Genomic DNA, 15279 nt, shown 5'->3' with positions numbered 1-15279 from the left:
CGCCCCGGGGCGGCTACCGGCTGCGCCGGCCGGCGCCTAACGTGTCGGCATCCACACAACGGGAACCTCCCATGCGTACCAGCGGCAACACGATTTTCATCACCGGCGGCGGTTCGGGCATTGGCCGCGGGCTGGCCGAGGCCCTGCATCGCCAGGGTAACCAGGTCATCATCGGCGGGCGCCGGCGCGAACGGCTCGAAGGCGTGCTGGCTGCGAACCCCGGCATGGCCGCCGTCGAGATCGATGTTTCGAACCCGGCCGATATCGAGCGTGTCGCCGCCAGGCTCATCGCGGACTATCCGGCGCTCAACGTCCTGATCAACAACGCCGGGATCATGGAACTGGACCATGCCGCGGGGCGGCAGGACGACGCCCAGATGGTGTCCACCATCACCACGAACCTCATGGGTCCCCTTCGGCTGACCTCGGCGCTGGTCGACCACCTGAAGACCCAGCCGGGTGCGACCATCATCTACAACAGCTCGGTACTGGCCTTCGTGCCGCTGGCGTTCACCGCCGTGTACTCCGCGACGAAGGCGGCCCTGCATTCCTACGTCCTGTCGCAGCGGTTCCTGTTGGCTGACGAGGGCGTCCGCGTCCTCGAGATCGCTCCGCCGTGGGTGCGTACGGAGCTGATGAACAGCCAGGAAGCGGAGCTGGCCATGCCGGTGGACGATTTCATCGCGCAGACCATGGCGGTGCTCAACAGCGGTGCCGATGAAGTCCTCGTCGAAGGGGCGCTGCCGATGCGGAACAACGCGGGGCCAGCCGAACACGCGTTCGTCAACGCCTTCAACACCCAGGTGACGCCGATCTTCGGCGGCGGCTGAGCCCGCTCAGGCAGGCAGGCGCGCCACGCCGGGGTTTGCGGCAAGGCTCGCCACCAGATGCTGGACGGCGGCCCGGGCAAGTGCCCGGGTTGCCCGCCCGTGTGGGTAATAGGCATAGACCGGCACGTCGGCCATGCGCCACTCGGGAAACAGGTGCACGAGGGAGCCCTCGGCCAGCTCGCGCTGGCAGGCCCAGCCGGTGGTGGATGTGATGCCCATGCCGGCGACGGCGGCCGCCACCGCGGCTTCGTTCTCATTCGAGTGGAAGTGGGATTTCAACTCGAGGTGAATGACCTCACCGTCCCGCTCGAAGCGCCAGGCTGTCGGCACCACGGACGCGGGTCCGCCGACGATGCGGTGCGCGGCCAGGTCGGCTGGCGTGCGTGGCGTGCCTGAGCGCGCCAGGTACGACGGCGCCGCCAGCACCATGCGCGGGATGGTCGCCAGCGGTTTCGCCACGGCGCTGGAATCGGGCAGGCTGCCGACGCGAATGGCGACATCCACCGCGTCGCGCACGAGATCCTGCCGCCGGTCTTCGAGCAGCATCTGCAATTCCACACCCGGGTGCTGCTCGGTGAAGTCCGCCAGGCGCGGGATGATTTCGCGCAGCGCGATGCTGTTGGGCATGCTCATGCGAAGCAGGCCACGCAGATCGCCGCCTTCACGTACGCAGTGTTCCGCTTCGTCGAGCGCCATCAGGATCGGTTCGATGCGGGCGAGGAACTCCGTGCCCGCTTCGGTCGGTACCACGGCACGCGTCGTGCGTGACAGGAGCCGCGCGCCGAGGTCGGCTTCCAGGTCGGCGATCGCCCGCGACGTCTGCGACTGCGACAGGCCCACCTCGCGCGCGGCGGCGGAAAAGCTGCCCAGCCGCGCGACGCGGGTGTAGAGCCTGAGCGTAAAGATGTCTTTCATCGGCCATATCCCCGGGCGCGCCGATTCATGCGCGGCACGCATGGAAGATAGCCTAAGCGCATGGCTACCGGGGCACCCGGGGGAGGGCCACTCTGTCGTCAACGGCCAGCAGGCCGTCTAGACCTTCACGACGACACGGCCGATATGCTCATTCCTCTCCAGGTAACGATGCGCCTCCACGATCTCGTCGAAGACGAACGTCCTGGCGATGCGCGGCTTGAGCTTGCCGCTGGCGAGGCCCTCGCTGATGAAATGGACGGCAGCCGCCTGACGCTCGGGGTTCGTGGTGGTGCCAAACAGGTTGTAACCGCGGATCACCGGTTCGCGCGGAATCACGTCAAGCAAGGGCAGCGGGGTGACTTCATCACTGAGCGCGCCGTAGACGAAGACCGTGCCGCCATGCGCCATGGCTGCCAGCAGGGTCGGGAACTGCGCGCCGCCCACCGCTTCGAAGGCGAACGTGGCGCCCTTTCCATCGGTCAGCTGCATGACCTCGGCAACGAGATCCTGCTCCGCGGTGGCGATGACGTGCTTCGCTCCGGCGGCGAGCAGGGCGTCGCGCTTGGCGCTGGTGCGGGTGAGGGCGATCGGCGTGGCACCGAGCATGTTCACCATCTCGATGGCGCCGAGGCCGACCGAGCTGGAGGCCGCGGACACCAGGACGACATCGTCGGGCACCAGGCGCTGCCGTTCGACGAACGCGCCGTACGGGGTGATGTACGGATTCCAGATGGCCGTGGCCTCTTCGAAGGACAGGCCCTCGGGAATGGCCACCACGGCATGGGCCGGCGCGAGCACGAGCTCGCCGTACATGCCGTAGTCGTTCAACGAGAACGCCGGGACGGTGCTTACCCGGTCGCCCACCTTCACGTGGGACACGTTCGCGCCGACCGCCTCCACCACACCGGCACTTTCGTAGCCGAGGCGGGCAGGCAGGTGCACCGGTTCCACGTAGGCGCCATTGCGCCACATGGCTTCGGCACGGTTGAGGCCGATCGCCTTGACCTGGATGCGGACTTCGTCCGGGCCAGGCGCGCGAACGGCGATATCACGGATCTGGAGGACATCAGGGCCTCCGTACTGCTCGAACAGGACAACGCGGGACATGGCGGGCGCTCTTTCATCAGGCCGCGACGTGCGGCGATGACGCAAACGTGCGTGCCCAGCCTGAAAACAGAATGGCGCTCCCTGTCCGAAGTGAATGGACTGCCGCGGCGCTACTGAACCCGGCGAGCGTGCCCACTTTTTCTCCAACGTGCTTCCCCCCCTCCTATCAGACAGGCCTTTTGCCATGAACAGCTCCCTCTTCAAACCCGTCACCCTTGGCCCCTATACCCTCGCTCACCGCGTGGTGATGGCCCCCCTCACGCGCATGCGTTCGGAACAGCCCGGCAGCCGGCCGGGTGACCTGATGGTCGAGCACTATGCCCAGCGCGCGACGAAGGGCGGCTTCATCGTCGCCGAAGCCACCGTGGTGTCGCCGAATGGCGACGGTTACCTCGGCAGCCCGGGCATCTACTCGGATGCGCAGATCCCCGGCTGGAAGCGCGTGGTGGATGCCGTGCACGCCAAGGGTGGCCTGATCTTCCTGCAGCTTTTCCATGCCGGCCGCCAGTCGCATGTCGACATGCAGCCGGATGGCTCGCTGCCGGTGGCCCCGTCGGTGGTCGAGGGCTACGAAGGCGTGGCCTATACGAAGAACGGCTGGGTGCCGGCGTCGCCTCACCGCGCGCTGGCCGAAGCCGAAGTGGTCGACATGGTCGAGCAGTTCCGCCTGGCGGCAGAGCGCGGCAAGCAGGCCGGCTTCGACGGCATTGAACTGCATGGCGCCAACGGCTACCTGATCGACCAGTTCCTGCAGGACGGTTCGAACCAGCGCACCGACCGCTATGGCGGCTCGATCGAAAACCGTGCGCGCTTCCTGCTTGAGATCACCCGTGCCGCGATCTCGGTGTGGGGCAAGGAACGCGTTGGCGTGCGCCTGGGGCCGAACGGCAACTTCGGTGGCATGCATGACTCCAACCCTGAGGCGCTGTTCACCTATGTCGCCGCCGAGCTGGATGCCCTGGGCATCGCCTACCTGCACCTGATCGAGCCGCGCGTCCTGGGTAATGCCGAGGACGCCACGAAGGACCAGAACCCGGTGGCGTCACGCCAGCTGCGCCAGGTGTTCCACGGCACGCTGATCGCCGCGGGTGGCTTCAAGCCGGCGTCTGCCGCGGCGCTGGTCGATGAGGGCACGGTCGACCTGGTGGCTTTTGGCCGCTACTTCATCTCCAACCCGGACCTCCCGGCACGCATCGCGAACGGCTGGCCCCTGGCCGACTACGACCGCGATACGTTCTACGGTGGAACGGCGGTAGGCTACACGGACTACCCGGCGTTCGCCGCCGCCACGGCCTGACCCCCGCGCACGCCCATGGACAGCCTCAGTTCGTTCTCCACCTTCGTGCACGCGGCGGAAACCCGCAGCTTTACCGAGGCCGGCCGGCGGATGGGGCTGTCCGCCTCGGCCGTCGGCAAGACCATCGCGCGGCTCGAGGCGCACCTCGGCGTGCGGCTCTTCCATCGCACCACGCGCAGCATCGCGCTCACCCCGGAGGGTGAGCGCCTGCTCGACAGCTGCCGGCGGATCCTTGCCGAGGTGGATGAGGTAGAGAACGAACTGGCCGGCAACCGCGCCGCGCCGAGGGGAAAGCTGCGCGTGTCCTTGCCCTTGCTCGGCCGTCTGTTCGCGCCCGCGCTGGCGAGCTTCATGCGCCAGTACCCGGATATCGAACTCGACCTCGATTACAGCGACCGGCTGGTCGACATCGTCGACGAAGGGTTCGACCTCGCCATCCGCACGGGGGAGGGCGTGGATTCGCGGCTGATGTCGCGGCGCATCGGCGTCTACCATCTGGTGCTCGTGGCCTCGCCGGCGTACCTCGCGCTTCGGGGGACGCCCACCGGGCCGGCTGATCTGGCAACGCATGCGCTGCTGCACCACCGCTATCCCACGACCGGCAAGCTGGAGCCCTGGCCGCTGCGGCGCGAGGGTGATGGCCAGGAGCCACCGCTGCCGGTGGCCGCAGCGGCGAGCACGCTGGCGCCGCTGCTGGAGATGGCCGAAGCAGGCGCGGGCATCACCTGCCTGCCGGACTTCATCGTCCAGCAGAGCCTCAGGGATGGCGACCTCGTCCAGGTGCTTGCCGCCCACACCGAGCACGCCAACGTGTTCCGGGCCGTATGGCCGTCCAGCCGGCATATCGCGCCACGCCTGCGCGTCTTTATCGATCATCTGGGGGCTTCGTTGTTCCCCGAAAACGCCCCGGCGGGGCCCACTACCGCACCGGTGCGTTAGCGCTTACCATCGGCCTGTCCGGCAGTCGGCCCAAGGGGGGCGTCACCCGGGCGGGGGAGCCAGCATGGAATCTTGCTTCAGCGCCGGAAGGCGCCACAGGGATTGCACGCCCGTTACCGGGGGTGCCACTTGAATCGCTACGCGAAGCGCGTACGCGAGCGCTGGGACGACGCACTCAGCCGGGTAGGGTGGGAAGAGTTCGAACGTCGCATCGGCGAGTACTACGCCAGCCAGGGCTACCGGGTGGAGCACACCGGCACAGGCAGCGGCTTCGGCAAGACCGATGGCGGCGTCGAGCTGAAGCTGTTCAAGGACACCGCGTACATCGTGGTCCAGTGCAAGCACTGGAACGCACAACAGGTGCCGCACAACCCGGTGCACGAGCTGATCGGGGTGATGCATACGCAGGGGGCGAACGGGGCCATCCTGGTCACCTCGGGTGAATTCACCCGCGCCGCGCTCGATTCGGCAGCGCGCTTTCCGGGTATTACCCTGATCGACGGGCCCACCATCCGCGGCATGATCGGGCCGATCGAAGAGCCGCTGCTACAGCCACCGGTGCTGGCGCCGATGCCTTACCGCGAGTTGGCAAGCTACTCGCGACGCAGGGATGCCGTGCTATTCGGCGTGGCCATTGTCGCGACGGTGGCCAGCTTGCTTGTCTACACGCACTTGATCCGAACAGCCACGCTACCGTCGACGAAGAAGGGGTCACACGTGACGGCGCCCGTTGTCGCGCCTTAAGGTCGCGAACAAACGCGCGTGCCTTCCGTTTAACAAAGTAGTGCGCAAAACGCATCCCAGCGGCACAACGCCACCAGGTAGCATCACACCGTTTTTCAACAAGGGGGAGTTTGCAGTGAAGGTACGTCTTTTGTTCGTGGGTGTGCTGGCCCTGGCGGCATCGGTCGCTGGTGCGCAGGGCACGGCAGGCAGCATCTTTGGGCATGGCCCGGCCGGCGGTTCCGTGACGGCCACCAGTGGCACGGGCGCGCAGCGTCACGCCACCATCAATGGCCGCGGCCGCTATACGTTGTCGCCGCTGCCCATGGGTTCGTATACGGTGACGCTCGAGAACAAGGGCGCCACGGTGGATACCCGCAAAAACGTCAACATCACCGTGGGCCGCGGCCTCGAGGTCGATTTCGCCTGCGAAAACGACAAGTGCGAGGAAGGCGGCTGAGCCAACAGCAAGGGCCCCTGCCTGTGCGCAGGGGCCCTTCGTCTCGCAAGTGCTACGCGCTTAGCGCATGCCACCGGCCGCAAGGATCGTCTCGCCGGTGACCCAGCCAGCGTCATCCGACGCCAGGAACGTCACGATCGGAGCGATATCGCTCACCTGGCCGATACGGCCCAGCGGCGTCTGGCCTTCGGCCCATGCCTGGAAGTCCGAACCGACGAAGCCCGCGCTGTGCGTGCCTTCGGTTTCCACCATGCCGGGGTTCACCGAGTTCACGCGGATGCCGCGCGGGCCAAGCTCACGCGAGAGCACGCCGGTGATGGCATCGAGCGCGCCCTTGGTACCCGTGTAGATCGCGGTTTCCGCCGGCACGAGCCGCGTGACGCCCGAACCGATGTTGATCACGCTGCCACCCTTGCCAAGGTGTGGCGACGCGGCGCGCGTGACGAGCAGGGGGCCGAGCACGTTGGTGTCGAACATGCGGCGATACAGCGCCTCGGTGGTGTTCTCCACCGACGCGAACTCGTACACGCCGGAGTTGTTTACCACGATATCGAGACGGCCAAAGTTCTCGACAGCCGCGGCGACCAGCTTGCCGGCGTCGGCTTCCTTCGTGATGTCCGCACCCACGGCCACGGCGTTGCCACCGGCGGCCTTGATCTCGGCGACGACCTTTTCGGCGCCTTCCTTGCTGGAGGCATAGTTCACGACGACGCTGGCGCCCGCGGCGGCCAGCGACTTCGCGATCCCCGCGCCGATACCCTTCGAGGCACCGGTAACGATGGCGACTTTATCTTTCAGCTTGCTCATGGCGTTTCCCTTGGAAGCATGGCCGGCTCGACATGAGCCGCCTGCCGCTATGTCTGGGGCCGGCCATCAGGGGCTGTGATACCTCGCGGGGAAAAGCACCTTTGCCTGACCGTCAACGATGCGTGGCTTTCAAGTACGCGGAGGGCTCCACCAGTTCAAAAACCCCGGATTCCGTCGCGTCCTTGCGCAGGTAGGGCGCATGGCCCGCGCCGTAGACGACCAGGAGGCGATCGCTGGGCGAGGTAACCAGTTCGCGCAGATGGGTGAAGATGCGCAGGTTGCGCGCGTACCACTGGCCGACCCAGGCGGCACCGGGATTGTTCGCGTCATCGCCGAAGAAGGCCATGTCGAAATAGCCCTTCTCGTCCTGGTGCATGACGGCCGGGTCGTTGAAGTACAGGTACCACTCCGTCACGGTGTGCGTCTTCAGCAGTTCGGTTTCCTTCACCGCACCGGCCTTGAAGCCGCCGACGAGCTGGTCGTACTGCGCGGTCTTGCCGTTGGCCTTCGCCCAGGCTTCCCAGTCGTAGTCAGCGTCCTTGCCCGGCGCATTGTCATTCCAGTCCACGGCATCCACGCGCGGCAGGCCCAGCTTCTTTGCCAGGCGCAATCCGATCTGGTCGGTCTCGTCGGCGGAAAGCGTGTACGTGCCAGCACGATACGCGGCATAGCGGGCATCCAGCGCCGCCTGTTTCGCATGCGGCCATTCGATGGCGATGTGCGTGGGCTTGAATGCGGCGAGCTGGTCGACAAGGCTTTCGATCTCCGCCTGCCGCTTCGGCGCGAGCACGTTCTCGACCTGCGTGTTGGCGATATCCCGGTTGTGGTTCGCCAGGTGCACGGAACCAAGCATCAGCATCCTGGGCTTTTCCTGCGCCGTCGCGGCGAGGGGCGAAAGGGCGAGCAGTGAGAGCAGGATCCAGCGGTGCGTCATGGTGCGTCCTTTGCGTGGGTAGGCGTGAACAGGTCGGATGCGCGCGGGCGCGTTTGGGTTGCCATGACGAATGGCAGCGGCGAATCGGTATGAAGAAACGGTGGCGCCATAAAAGCGCGACGGCCGTCACGCTTCGCAGCCCGTCCCATCGGCACGATAAACCTGCCTGGCGCCCCCCGGATCCCCCATCGCCAGGCGCAGCGCCGTCCGGTCCATCAGCCGGATTGGCGCTTTTTTTTGCCCGACATTCCGCCCGGGTAGAACTATTTTTCCTCCCAACCCCTTGTAACTCAACCGGTCGGCCATAGAATTACGAACGTACTCCAACTACCTCAGGTGCCCACCGTGTCCGCTGTCATCGATTCGCCCGCCACCCCGACCCGGCGCAGCAAGCCCCTCAAGATGGCCGCTGGCGCCATCGTCCTCGTCGGGGCGCTCGCCTACGGCGCCCACTGGTGGACCACGGGCCGTTTCATCCAGGACACCGACGACGCCTATGTCACCGGTGATGTCACCGTCATCGGTTCCAAGGTGTCCGGCTATATCCAGGCGGTGGCCGTCACGGACAACCAGGCCGTGAAGCAGGGCGACCTGCTCGTCCGCATCGACGACCGCGACTACCGGGCGGCCGTCGCCAAGGCCGACGCGGCGGTGGCCGCGCAGGAAGCCGCGCTGCGGAACCTCGATGCGGTGGCAGCCCTGCAACAGAGCGTGATCCACCAGGCCGAAGCCAGCCAGTCCGCCGCCGATGCCGAAGCCACCCGCGCCCGGCTCGATGACACGCGCTATGGCGACCTGGTCAGCCGCTCGGCGGTCTCGGTCGAGGCGGCGCAGCGTGCTCGTGCCGCGGCGCAGACGGCCAGCGCGGATCGCGCGAAAGCCAGCGCCGCCGTCGAGGCCGCGCGACGCCAGCTCGACGTGATCGACACGCAGAAAAAGCAGGCGGAAGCGGCCCTTGCGCAGGCCCGGGCACAGGCCGACAGCGCCCACCTCGACCTCTCGTATACCGAAGTGCGTGCACCGGTCGATGGCACCATTGGTAACCGCCGCGCCCGCGTTGGCGCCTTCGTCAGCGCCGGCAGCCCCATGCTTGCCGTGGTGCCCGCGCATGGCCTGTGGGTGGACGCCAACTTCAAGGAAGACCAGCTGGCCGGCATGAAGGTGGGGCAGGCCGTGGACGTGCGTGCCGATACGCTGCCCAGCCACCCGTTCCATGGCCATATCGCTTCGCTCGCACCGGCCACCGGCGCCCAGTTCAGCGTGTTGCCGCCGGAAAACGCGACCGGCAACTTCACCAAGATCGTCCAGCGCGTGCCCGTGCGCGTGGTGCTTGATGGCAAGGACGGTGACCTCGGCCTGCTGCGCCCGGGCCTTTCGGTCACCGCTACTGTTGATACCAACGCGCCATGAGCCCCGTCGCCCACCTTACCCCGGGCCAGAAGACCTTTGCCTTCGCCAGCATGTGCGTGGGCATGTTCATCGCGCTGCTCGACATCCAGATCGTGTCCGCCTCGCTTCGCGATATCGGTGGCGGCCTCTCGGCCGGTGCCGATGACACCGCCTGGGTGCAGACCAGCTACCTGATCGCCGAAATCGTGGTGATCCCGCTGTCCGGCTGGTTGTCCCGGGTGTTCTCTACGCGCTGGTTGTTCGTGGCGTCCGCGGCCGGGTTCACCCTGACCAGCCTGTTGTGCGGCATGGCCTGGGATATCCAGAGCATGATCATCTTCCGCGCGGCCCAGGGTTTTCTGGGCGGCTCGATGATCCCGACCGTGTTCACCACCGCGTTCGTGTTTTTCGAAGGCAAGCAGCGCGTCATTGCTGCGGCGACCATCGGTGCGCTGGCGTCGCTGGCACCCACGCTCGGGCCCACCCTGGGTGGCTGGATCACGGATAACTATTCGTGGCACTGGCTGTTCTTCATCAACCTGGTGCCGGGCATCTTCGTGACGTTCGCGGTGCCGGCGCTGGTCCGTATCGACGAGCCCGACCTTTCCCTGCTGAAGGTGGGCGACTGGTTCGGCATCGTGCTTATCGCGCTGTTCCTCGGTTGCCTGGAATACACGCTGGAAGAAGGCCCGCGCTGGAACTGGATGGAAGACAGCGTGATCCGCACCACCGCCTGGACCGCGGCCATCGCCGGCGCGCTCTTCGTCTGGCGCGAGCTGACCGCCGAGCATCCGGTGGTGGACCTGCGCGCGCTGAAGGATCGCAACTTCGCGCTGGGGTCATTCTTCTCCTTCGTTACCGGCATCGGCCTGTTCGCGACGATCTACCTCACGCCGCTGTTCCTGGGCCGCGTGGAAGGCTATAGCGCCCTGCAGATCGGCAAGGCAGTGTTCTCCACCGGCGTGTTCCAGATCCTCACGATCCCGGTGTACACCTTCCTCGCCACGCGCGTGGACCTGCGCTGGATCATGATGGTGGGCATGGCGTTGTTCGCCATCTCGATGTTCGAGTTCACCCCGATCACGCACGACTGGAGCGGCGCGGAACTGTTGCTGCCGCAGGCCCTGCGTGGCGCGGCCCAGCAGCTGGCGGTGCCGCCGGTGGTCACGCTCACCCTGGGTGGCCTCGCGCCGGCACGCCTTCGCCACGCGTCGGGCCTGTTCAACACCATGCGTAACCTGGGCGGTGCGATTGGCATTGCGGCCTGCGCCACCATCCTCAACGATCGCACCAACCTGCATTTCCAGCGCCTTGCCGAGCAGCTGACGCCGGCGAACGAAGCGATGAACAGCCTGCTCGCGAACATGGACGGCGCCGCCCAGGCCTCGGGCGCGGCCCTGCGCCAGCTGTGGCAGCTCACGTTCCGCGAGGCGCAGACCATGACTTACAGCGACGCCTTCTTTTCCATCATGTTGTGCTTTGTGCTTGCGACGGCCATGGTGCCGCTGATGCGCAAGGTGCAGCCCCCTAAAGGTCCTTCCGCCGATGCGCACTAAGCTGCTTCCCCTGTTGTTTTCCCTGTCCCTGGCCGGGTGCACGGTTGGCCCGGATTACGTCAAACCCAGCCTGCCGGTGACGCCGACGTGGCACCAGCAGGCCGCGCTGGACCAGCGTGCCGGCGAAGCGCCCGCGCCGGTGCTGGATACGTGGTGGAACGGATTCGATGATCCGGAACTGAGCACCATCGTCTCCCGCGTGCTGGCGCAGAACCTTGACCTCGCGGCGTCGGCCGCGCGTGTCGACCAGGCCAGCGCCGTGGCACAGCACGCCCACGCAGACCGCTTGCCGCAGGGCAGCCTGGATGCGAGCGCGGCCCGCCTGCGCCAGTCCGAGCGCAGCCCGCTGGGCAAGCTGGCCAGCCCGACGCCGGGTTATGACCGCAACCAGACCTATGAGGACGTGGGTGCCGGCGCCAGCTGGGAGCTCGACCTGGCCGGTGGCCTGCGTCGTGGCGACGAAGCCGCCAACGCGGCGTGGCAGGCGGCGGAAGCCACGCACGCCGGCGTGCGGATCAGCCTGGCCGCTGAAGCCGCCGATGCGTACTTCCGGGTGCGTGGCGCGCAGGCGCGCATCGCCATTGCCAACGAACAGATCCAGAACGAACAAGGCCTCGTCGACCTCGTCCGCCTGCGCCTGCAACACGGCCTGGGTACGGAGCGCGAGGTGGCGCAGGCGGAAGCCTTGCTGCTCCAGGCCCAGGGCACGGTGCCGCCGCTGCAGGCCGAGCTCGATACCCAGCTCAACCGGTTGGACGTCCTGATGGGCTCGGCGCCGGGCACGTACGCCAGGGAAATCGCTTCGACGGGCAGGCCTTATCGGATCCCCAGCGTCGACGGTGCGGGTGGCCCGGCCTCGCTGCTGCGCCGCCGTCCGGACGTGATCGCCGCGGAGCGCCAGCTTGCCGCGAGCAACGCACAGATCGGCGTCGCCCTCTCGCAGTACTATCCGCAGGTGTCCCTGTCCGGCCTGTTGGGCTTTGCCACGCTGGACAGCGGCAAGCTGCTGACCGGGTCGGCCTTCCAGTCGCAAGGCGCGCTGGGCCTGCACTGGCGCCTGTTTGATTTTGGCCGCGTGGATGCCGAGGTGAAGCAGGCGCGCGGCGCGAATGCGGAGGCCCTGGCCCGCTACCGGGGCTCCATGTTGAAGGCGACGGAAGACGTGGAAAATGCGATCGTGGCGTTGACCCAGCTCGAAGCCCAGCACACCGTGCTCGGCAACGAAGTGGCAGCGCATGAACGGGCTCGTGATGCGGCCCAGGATGCGTACAAGGGTGGTGCGGTGAGCCTGCTGGAAGTGTTGGACGAAGACCGCCAGCTACTGGCGTCGCGCGACCTGCTTGCCCGTGTACGTACTGATGACGCCCGTGCGGCCGTCAGCGCCTTCCGTGCGCTCGGCGGAGGCTGGGATGTGCCGGCCACCACGCTGGCCGATGTTTCGAGGTGACCCATGCGATACGCGAAAGACCACAAGGAAAAGACCCGCCAGCGCATCATTGAAATTGCCTCGCAGAACTTTCGCGAACGCGGTTTCGAGGGCGAGGGCATCGCGTCGGTGATGCAGGGCGCGGGCCTGACCAATGGTGCGTTCTTCAACCACTTCAGCTCGAAGGAAGACCTTGCCCGCGAGGTCGTGGCATACGCCATGGCCGAACGCCTGGCCTTCCTCGAGGAGCGCCTCGCGGCGGGTGGTGGCAGCGCCGTGGCTTACGTCGAGTCTTACCTGTCATTGCGCCATCGGGACAACCCGCAGCAGGGCTGCCCCATCGCCACGCTGGTGGCCGATGTCGCGCGCCGGACGGACCCCGTGCGCGAGGCGTTTGCCGCCGGCATGGATGCGTTGGTGGACCGGCTCGCCCAGCAATGGCCCACCCTGGACAAGGCGGCAGGGCGCGCCCGTGCCATTGCGTTGTACAGCCTGATCAACGGGGCGCTTCAGCTGGCCCGGGCGACGAAGGACGCCACGCTGTCCGAGGAGATCCTCGCGGCCGGCAAGCAATCCGCCCTGGCGCTGATCGCGGCTACATGAGCGAGACGCGATTCTTGCCGGAGGCCTTGGCTTCGTAAAGCGCATCGTCGGCGCGGCGGACGAGGGCCAGCGCATCCACCCCATGCTGCGGGGCCGTGGCGACACCCACGCTGAGCGTCACGTGCAGCGCCATGTCGTGCCAGAAGAACGGTTCGCTGGCGGCATCGACAAAGTCCTCGGCCCGCACCATCGCTTCACGAAGCGAGATCGGTGGCGCGAGCAGGGCCACGAACTCGTCGCCGCCCAGGCGGCAGACGGTATCGGCCTTGCGGGTGCGCCTGAGCAGGCGCTCGGCGAACTGGCGCAGCAGCTCGTCACCGGCGGCATGGCCGTGCACATCGTTGACGGCCTTGAAGCCGTCGAGGTCCATGTAGAGCACGGCGAGGCTGTCGCCGGCCTTGAGGTGGGCGAGGGCGGCCTTGAGCCGTTCCTCGAACACCAGTCGATTAGGCAAGCCGGTGAGCGTGTCGGATTCGGCCAGCTGGCGCATCCGGTCGGCCACGGCGCGGGCCACCGACACATCGCGCAGCACCAGCACGCCGCCGACAACGTGGCCGCCGCGGTCACGGATCGGCGTCGCAACGTCTTCGATATCCAGCCGCGTGCCATCGGCCAGCAACAGCTGGCGAGCTTGTAGCATGTCCACCGTGCGTTCTTCGGTGATGGCGCGCATCAGCGAACTCTGGCTCGGCTGGTCGTGCATGTCGCGCAGCTGCACCACGGATTCAATCGGCATGCCGCGGACTCGCATCGCCGGGCGAACCAGCAACGCTTCGGCGCGCTGGTTGAGGAAGGTGATCGCGCCGGTAACGTCCGTCGTAAGCACGGCGTCGCCGATGGAATCCAGGGTGACCTGGGCCAGCTCCTTGGCGGCGAACAGGCTTTCTTCGAGCTTCTTGCGCTCGCTGACGTCGGTCACCATGACGTAGAAGCCGTGGAAGGCCCCGTTATCGTCGAACTCCGGCGTATACGTGACGTCGCCGGTGAAGAACTTGCCGTGCAGGTTCATCTGGTTCATTTCGAAGCGCACGGCCTGGCCGTTGCGCACGCGGGCCAGCATCGGCACGAGGCGCTGGTAGTTCGCATCGCCCACGAACTCACGCAGCGTCTGCCCGAGTTGTGGGGCCATGTCGCCAAACCACTGGCGGTACGTGGCGTTGACGAAGCGATAGGTCTCCGTATCGTCGAGACGGCCAATGAGGGCAGGGATGGCATCGGTCATCCGGCGCAGGCGCTTGCGCGAATGGTCGAGTTCTTCCTGCAGCATGCGGGCCCCGGTGATGTCCTGCAGCAGGGCGACGTAGCCGCTGGTCACGCCGCCGACGACCACCGGCGTGGCATGCGCATGGGCCCAGACCATCAGGCCATCGGCACCGCGGAAGCGGAACACCTGTTCGAAGCGGTCGCCGCTGGCCATCAGGGCGCGCCAGGCCTCGACGACACGAACCTGGTCGCTGGGTTCGATGTTCTCGCGCATGAACGTGGCCACGTCCTGGCCCGCGCGGGCGCCGACCCATGCCGCCGCCTGCGCGTTCTGCCAGCGCGGCATGCCATCGGCATCCACATGGAAGACCGCCAGTGGCGCGGCGTCGGTGAAGGCCTGCAGTTCGGCGCGGCCGCGTTGCGTGGCGTCGAGCGCGTCGCGCCATCCATCGAGGAGGCTGCGCACCATGTGCCGCGAGCGGCGCAGGGTCACCACCGACCAGGCGACCAGGCCCGCAAGCGCCAGGCCGGCGATAGAGAGAATAAGGTCGAGCCGCGCCTGGCCGCGGGCCAGGCGGGTATGTTCGTAGGAGGCAAGCGCCGCGACGTCCCGGGCCACGGCGTCGTTCCGCGACTGGTACTCCGTGCCCATCACCGTTTCGATGCGCCGCTGGCTCTCGCCGGCCGCCGGGTGGCCCAGCAGGGGAGCCGCCGTGTCGACGCGCTGTTCGACGCTGTTGGCGAGGGACGACACCAGGGCGGTTTCGCGGGCGTCGCCGCCCACCCCCGCTTCGAGCGCACCGACATGGGCCCGGGCCTTCGCCACGGCCTGACGCCACGCAAAGGCGGCGTTGGGGTCGTCGCGCAGCTCCCAGGCGCCGACGGCGACGCGCATTTCGTGGACGTCTTCGGCGATCGCCTGGGTGGCGATCAGCACCTCGTAGCGTTTCCCCACCTGCCGCTGCGCGGCCAGCAAACCCATGGCCGTGGCGATGCCCGCCAGGGTCAACAGGACGACCAGGGCCACGCTGGCCTTGCTGCTGCGGTCGACGAGACGGGTAAGCCGTGCGTGGCGCTCTTGGGGCATGGA

The 15279-nt window shown here is 67.2% G+C and carries 14 protein-coding genes; 9 read left to right on the top strand and 5 right to left on the bottom strand.

What is annotated here, in order from left to right; translation table 11 throughout:
- The first annotated feature begins 71 nt into the window (after positions 1–71).
- Positions 72–830, top strand: coding sequence for an SDR family oxidoreductase (locus FIV34_RS10780; RefSeq protein WP_139982569.1), 759 nt, complete (start codon positions 72–74; stop codon positions 828–830).
- A 6-nt stretch (positions 831–836) separates the two neighbouring features.
- Here FIV34_RS10780 and FIV34_RS10775 read toward each other — a convergent pair whose 3' ends face one another.
- Both FIV34_RS10775 and FIV34_RS10770 read right to left on the bottom strand, forming a co-directional pair.
- Positions 837–1745, bottom strand: a complete 909-nt coding sequence (locus tag FIV34_RS10775) for a LysR family transcriptional regulator (RefSeq protein WP_139982567.1) — start codon at positions 1743–1745, stop codon at positions 837–839.
- 117 nt (positions 1746–1862) lie between these two features.
- Positions 1863–2852, bottom strand: a complete 990-nt coding sequence (locus FIV34_RS10770) for a zinc-dependent alcohol dehydrogenase family protein (protein ID WP_139982565.1) — start codon at positions 2850–2852, stop codon at positions 1863–1865.
- A gap of 184 nt (positions 2853–3036) precedes the next feature.
- Here FIV34_RS10770 and FIV34_RS10765 point away from each other — a divergent pair, with 184 nt between their 5' ends.
- The 4 genes from FIV34_RS10765 to FIV34_RS10750 all read left to right on the top strand — a co-directional run bounded on the left by FIV34_RS10765 (position 3037) and on the right by FIV34_RS10750 (position 6271).
- Complete coding sequence (locus tag FIV34_RS10765) at positions 3037–4149, top strand: alkene reductase (protein ID WP_139982563.1); 1113 nt, start codon at positions 3037–3039, stop codon at positions 4147–4149.
- Between the two features lie 15 nt (positions 4150–4164).
- The gene (locus FIV34_RS10760; protein ID WP_139982561.1) at positions 4165–5088 is read left to right on the top strand and encodes a LysR family transcriptional regulator; all 924 of its coding nucleotides are present in this window, start codon (positions 4165–4167) and stop codon (positions 5086–5088) included.
- A 129-nt stretch (positions 5089–5217) separates the two neighbouring features.
- Positions 5218–5832 (top strand): restriction endonuclease, encoded by a 615-nt coding sequence (locus tag FIV34_RS10755; protein WP_170207584.1) that lies wholly within the window; start codon positions 5218–5220, stop codon positions 5830–5832.
- A gap of 115 nt (positions 5833–5947) precedes the next feature.
- Complete coding sequence (locus FIV34_RS10750; RefSeq protein WP_246058599.1) at positions 5948–6271, top strand: carboxypeptidase-like regulatory domain-containing protein; 324 nt, start codon at positions 5948–5950, stop codon at positions 6269–6271.
- 60 nt (positions 6272–6331) lie between these two features.
- On the opposite strand, the gene FIV34_RS10745 is transcribed toward FIV34_RS10750, so the two are convergent.
- Positions 6332–7078, bottom strand: coding sequence for a glucose 1-dehydrogenase (locus FIV34_RS10745; protein ID WP_139982557.1), 747 nt, complete (start codon positions 7076–7078; stop codon positions 6332–6334).
- A gap of 112 nt (positions 7079–7190) precedes the next feature.
- Positions 7191–8012, bottom strand: a complete 822-nt coding sequence (locus FIV34_RS10740; RefSeq protein ID WP_139982555.1) for a DUF5694 domain-containing protein — start codon at positions 8010–8012, stop codon at positions 7191–7193.
- 345 nt (positions 8013–8357) lie between these two features.
- On the opposite strand from FIV34_RS10740, the gene FIV34_RS10735 reads away from it, so the two are divergent.
- The 4 genes from FIV34_RS10735 to FIV34_RS10720 are packed head-to-tail and all read left to right on the top strand — an operon-like array spanning position 8358 to position 12986.
- Positions 8358–9422 carry an HlyD family secretion protein gene (locus FIV34_RS10735; protein ID WP_246058598.1) on the top strand — a complete coding sequence of 355 codons (1065 nt, stop codon included), beginning with the start codon at positions 8358–8360 and terminating at the stop codon, positions 9420–9422.
- Positions 9419–10957, top strand: coding sequence for a DHA2 family efflux MFS transporter permease subunit (locus FIV34_RS10730; RefSeq protein ID WP_139982553.1), 1539 nt, complete (start codon positions 9419–9421; stop codon positions 10955–10957). Before FIV34_RS10735 ends, FIV34_RS10730 begins: the two co-directional genes overlap by 4 nt.
- Entirely contained in the window at positions 10947–12404 is a 1458-nt protein-coding gene (locus tag FIV34_RS10725) for an efflux transporter outer membrane subunit (protein WP_139982551.1), read from the top strand. The genes FIV34_RS10730 and FIV34_RS10725 overlap by 11 nt, the downstream gene beginning before the upstream one ends.
- 3 nt (positions 12405–12407) lie before the next feature.
- On the top strand, positions 12408–12986 hold the full coding sequence (locus FIV34_RS10720) for a TetR/AcrR family transcriptional regulator (RefSeq protein WP_139982549.1): 579 nt from the start codon (positions 12408–12410) through the stop codon (positions 12984–12986).
- Here FIV34_RS10720 and FIV34_RS10715 read toward each other — a convergent pair.
- Complete coding sequence (locus FIV34_RS10715; RefSeq protein WP_170207583.1) at positions 12979–15276, bottom strand: sensor domain-containing protein; 2298 nt, start codon at positions 15274–15276, stop codon at positions 12979–12981. The two genes, FIV34_RS10720 and FIV34_RS10715, sit on opposite strands and share 8 nt — an antisense overlap.
- Positions 15277–15279 lie beyond the last annotated feature (3 nt).

The organism is Luteibacter pinisoli, from assembly GCF_006385595.1.
Classification (GTDB): Bacteria; Pseudomonadota; Gammaproteobacteria; order Xanthomonadales; family Rhodanobacteraceae; genus Luteibacter; species Luteibacter pinisoli.
The sequence above is the reverse complement of the archived record's forward strand: the minus strand, read 5'-3'. Positions and strand labels throughout refer to the sequence as shown.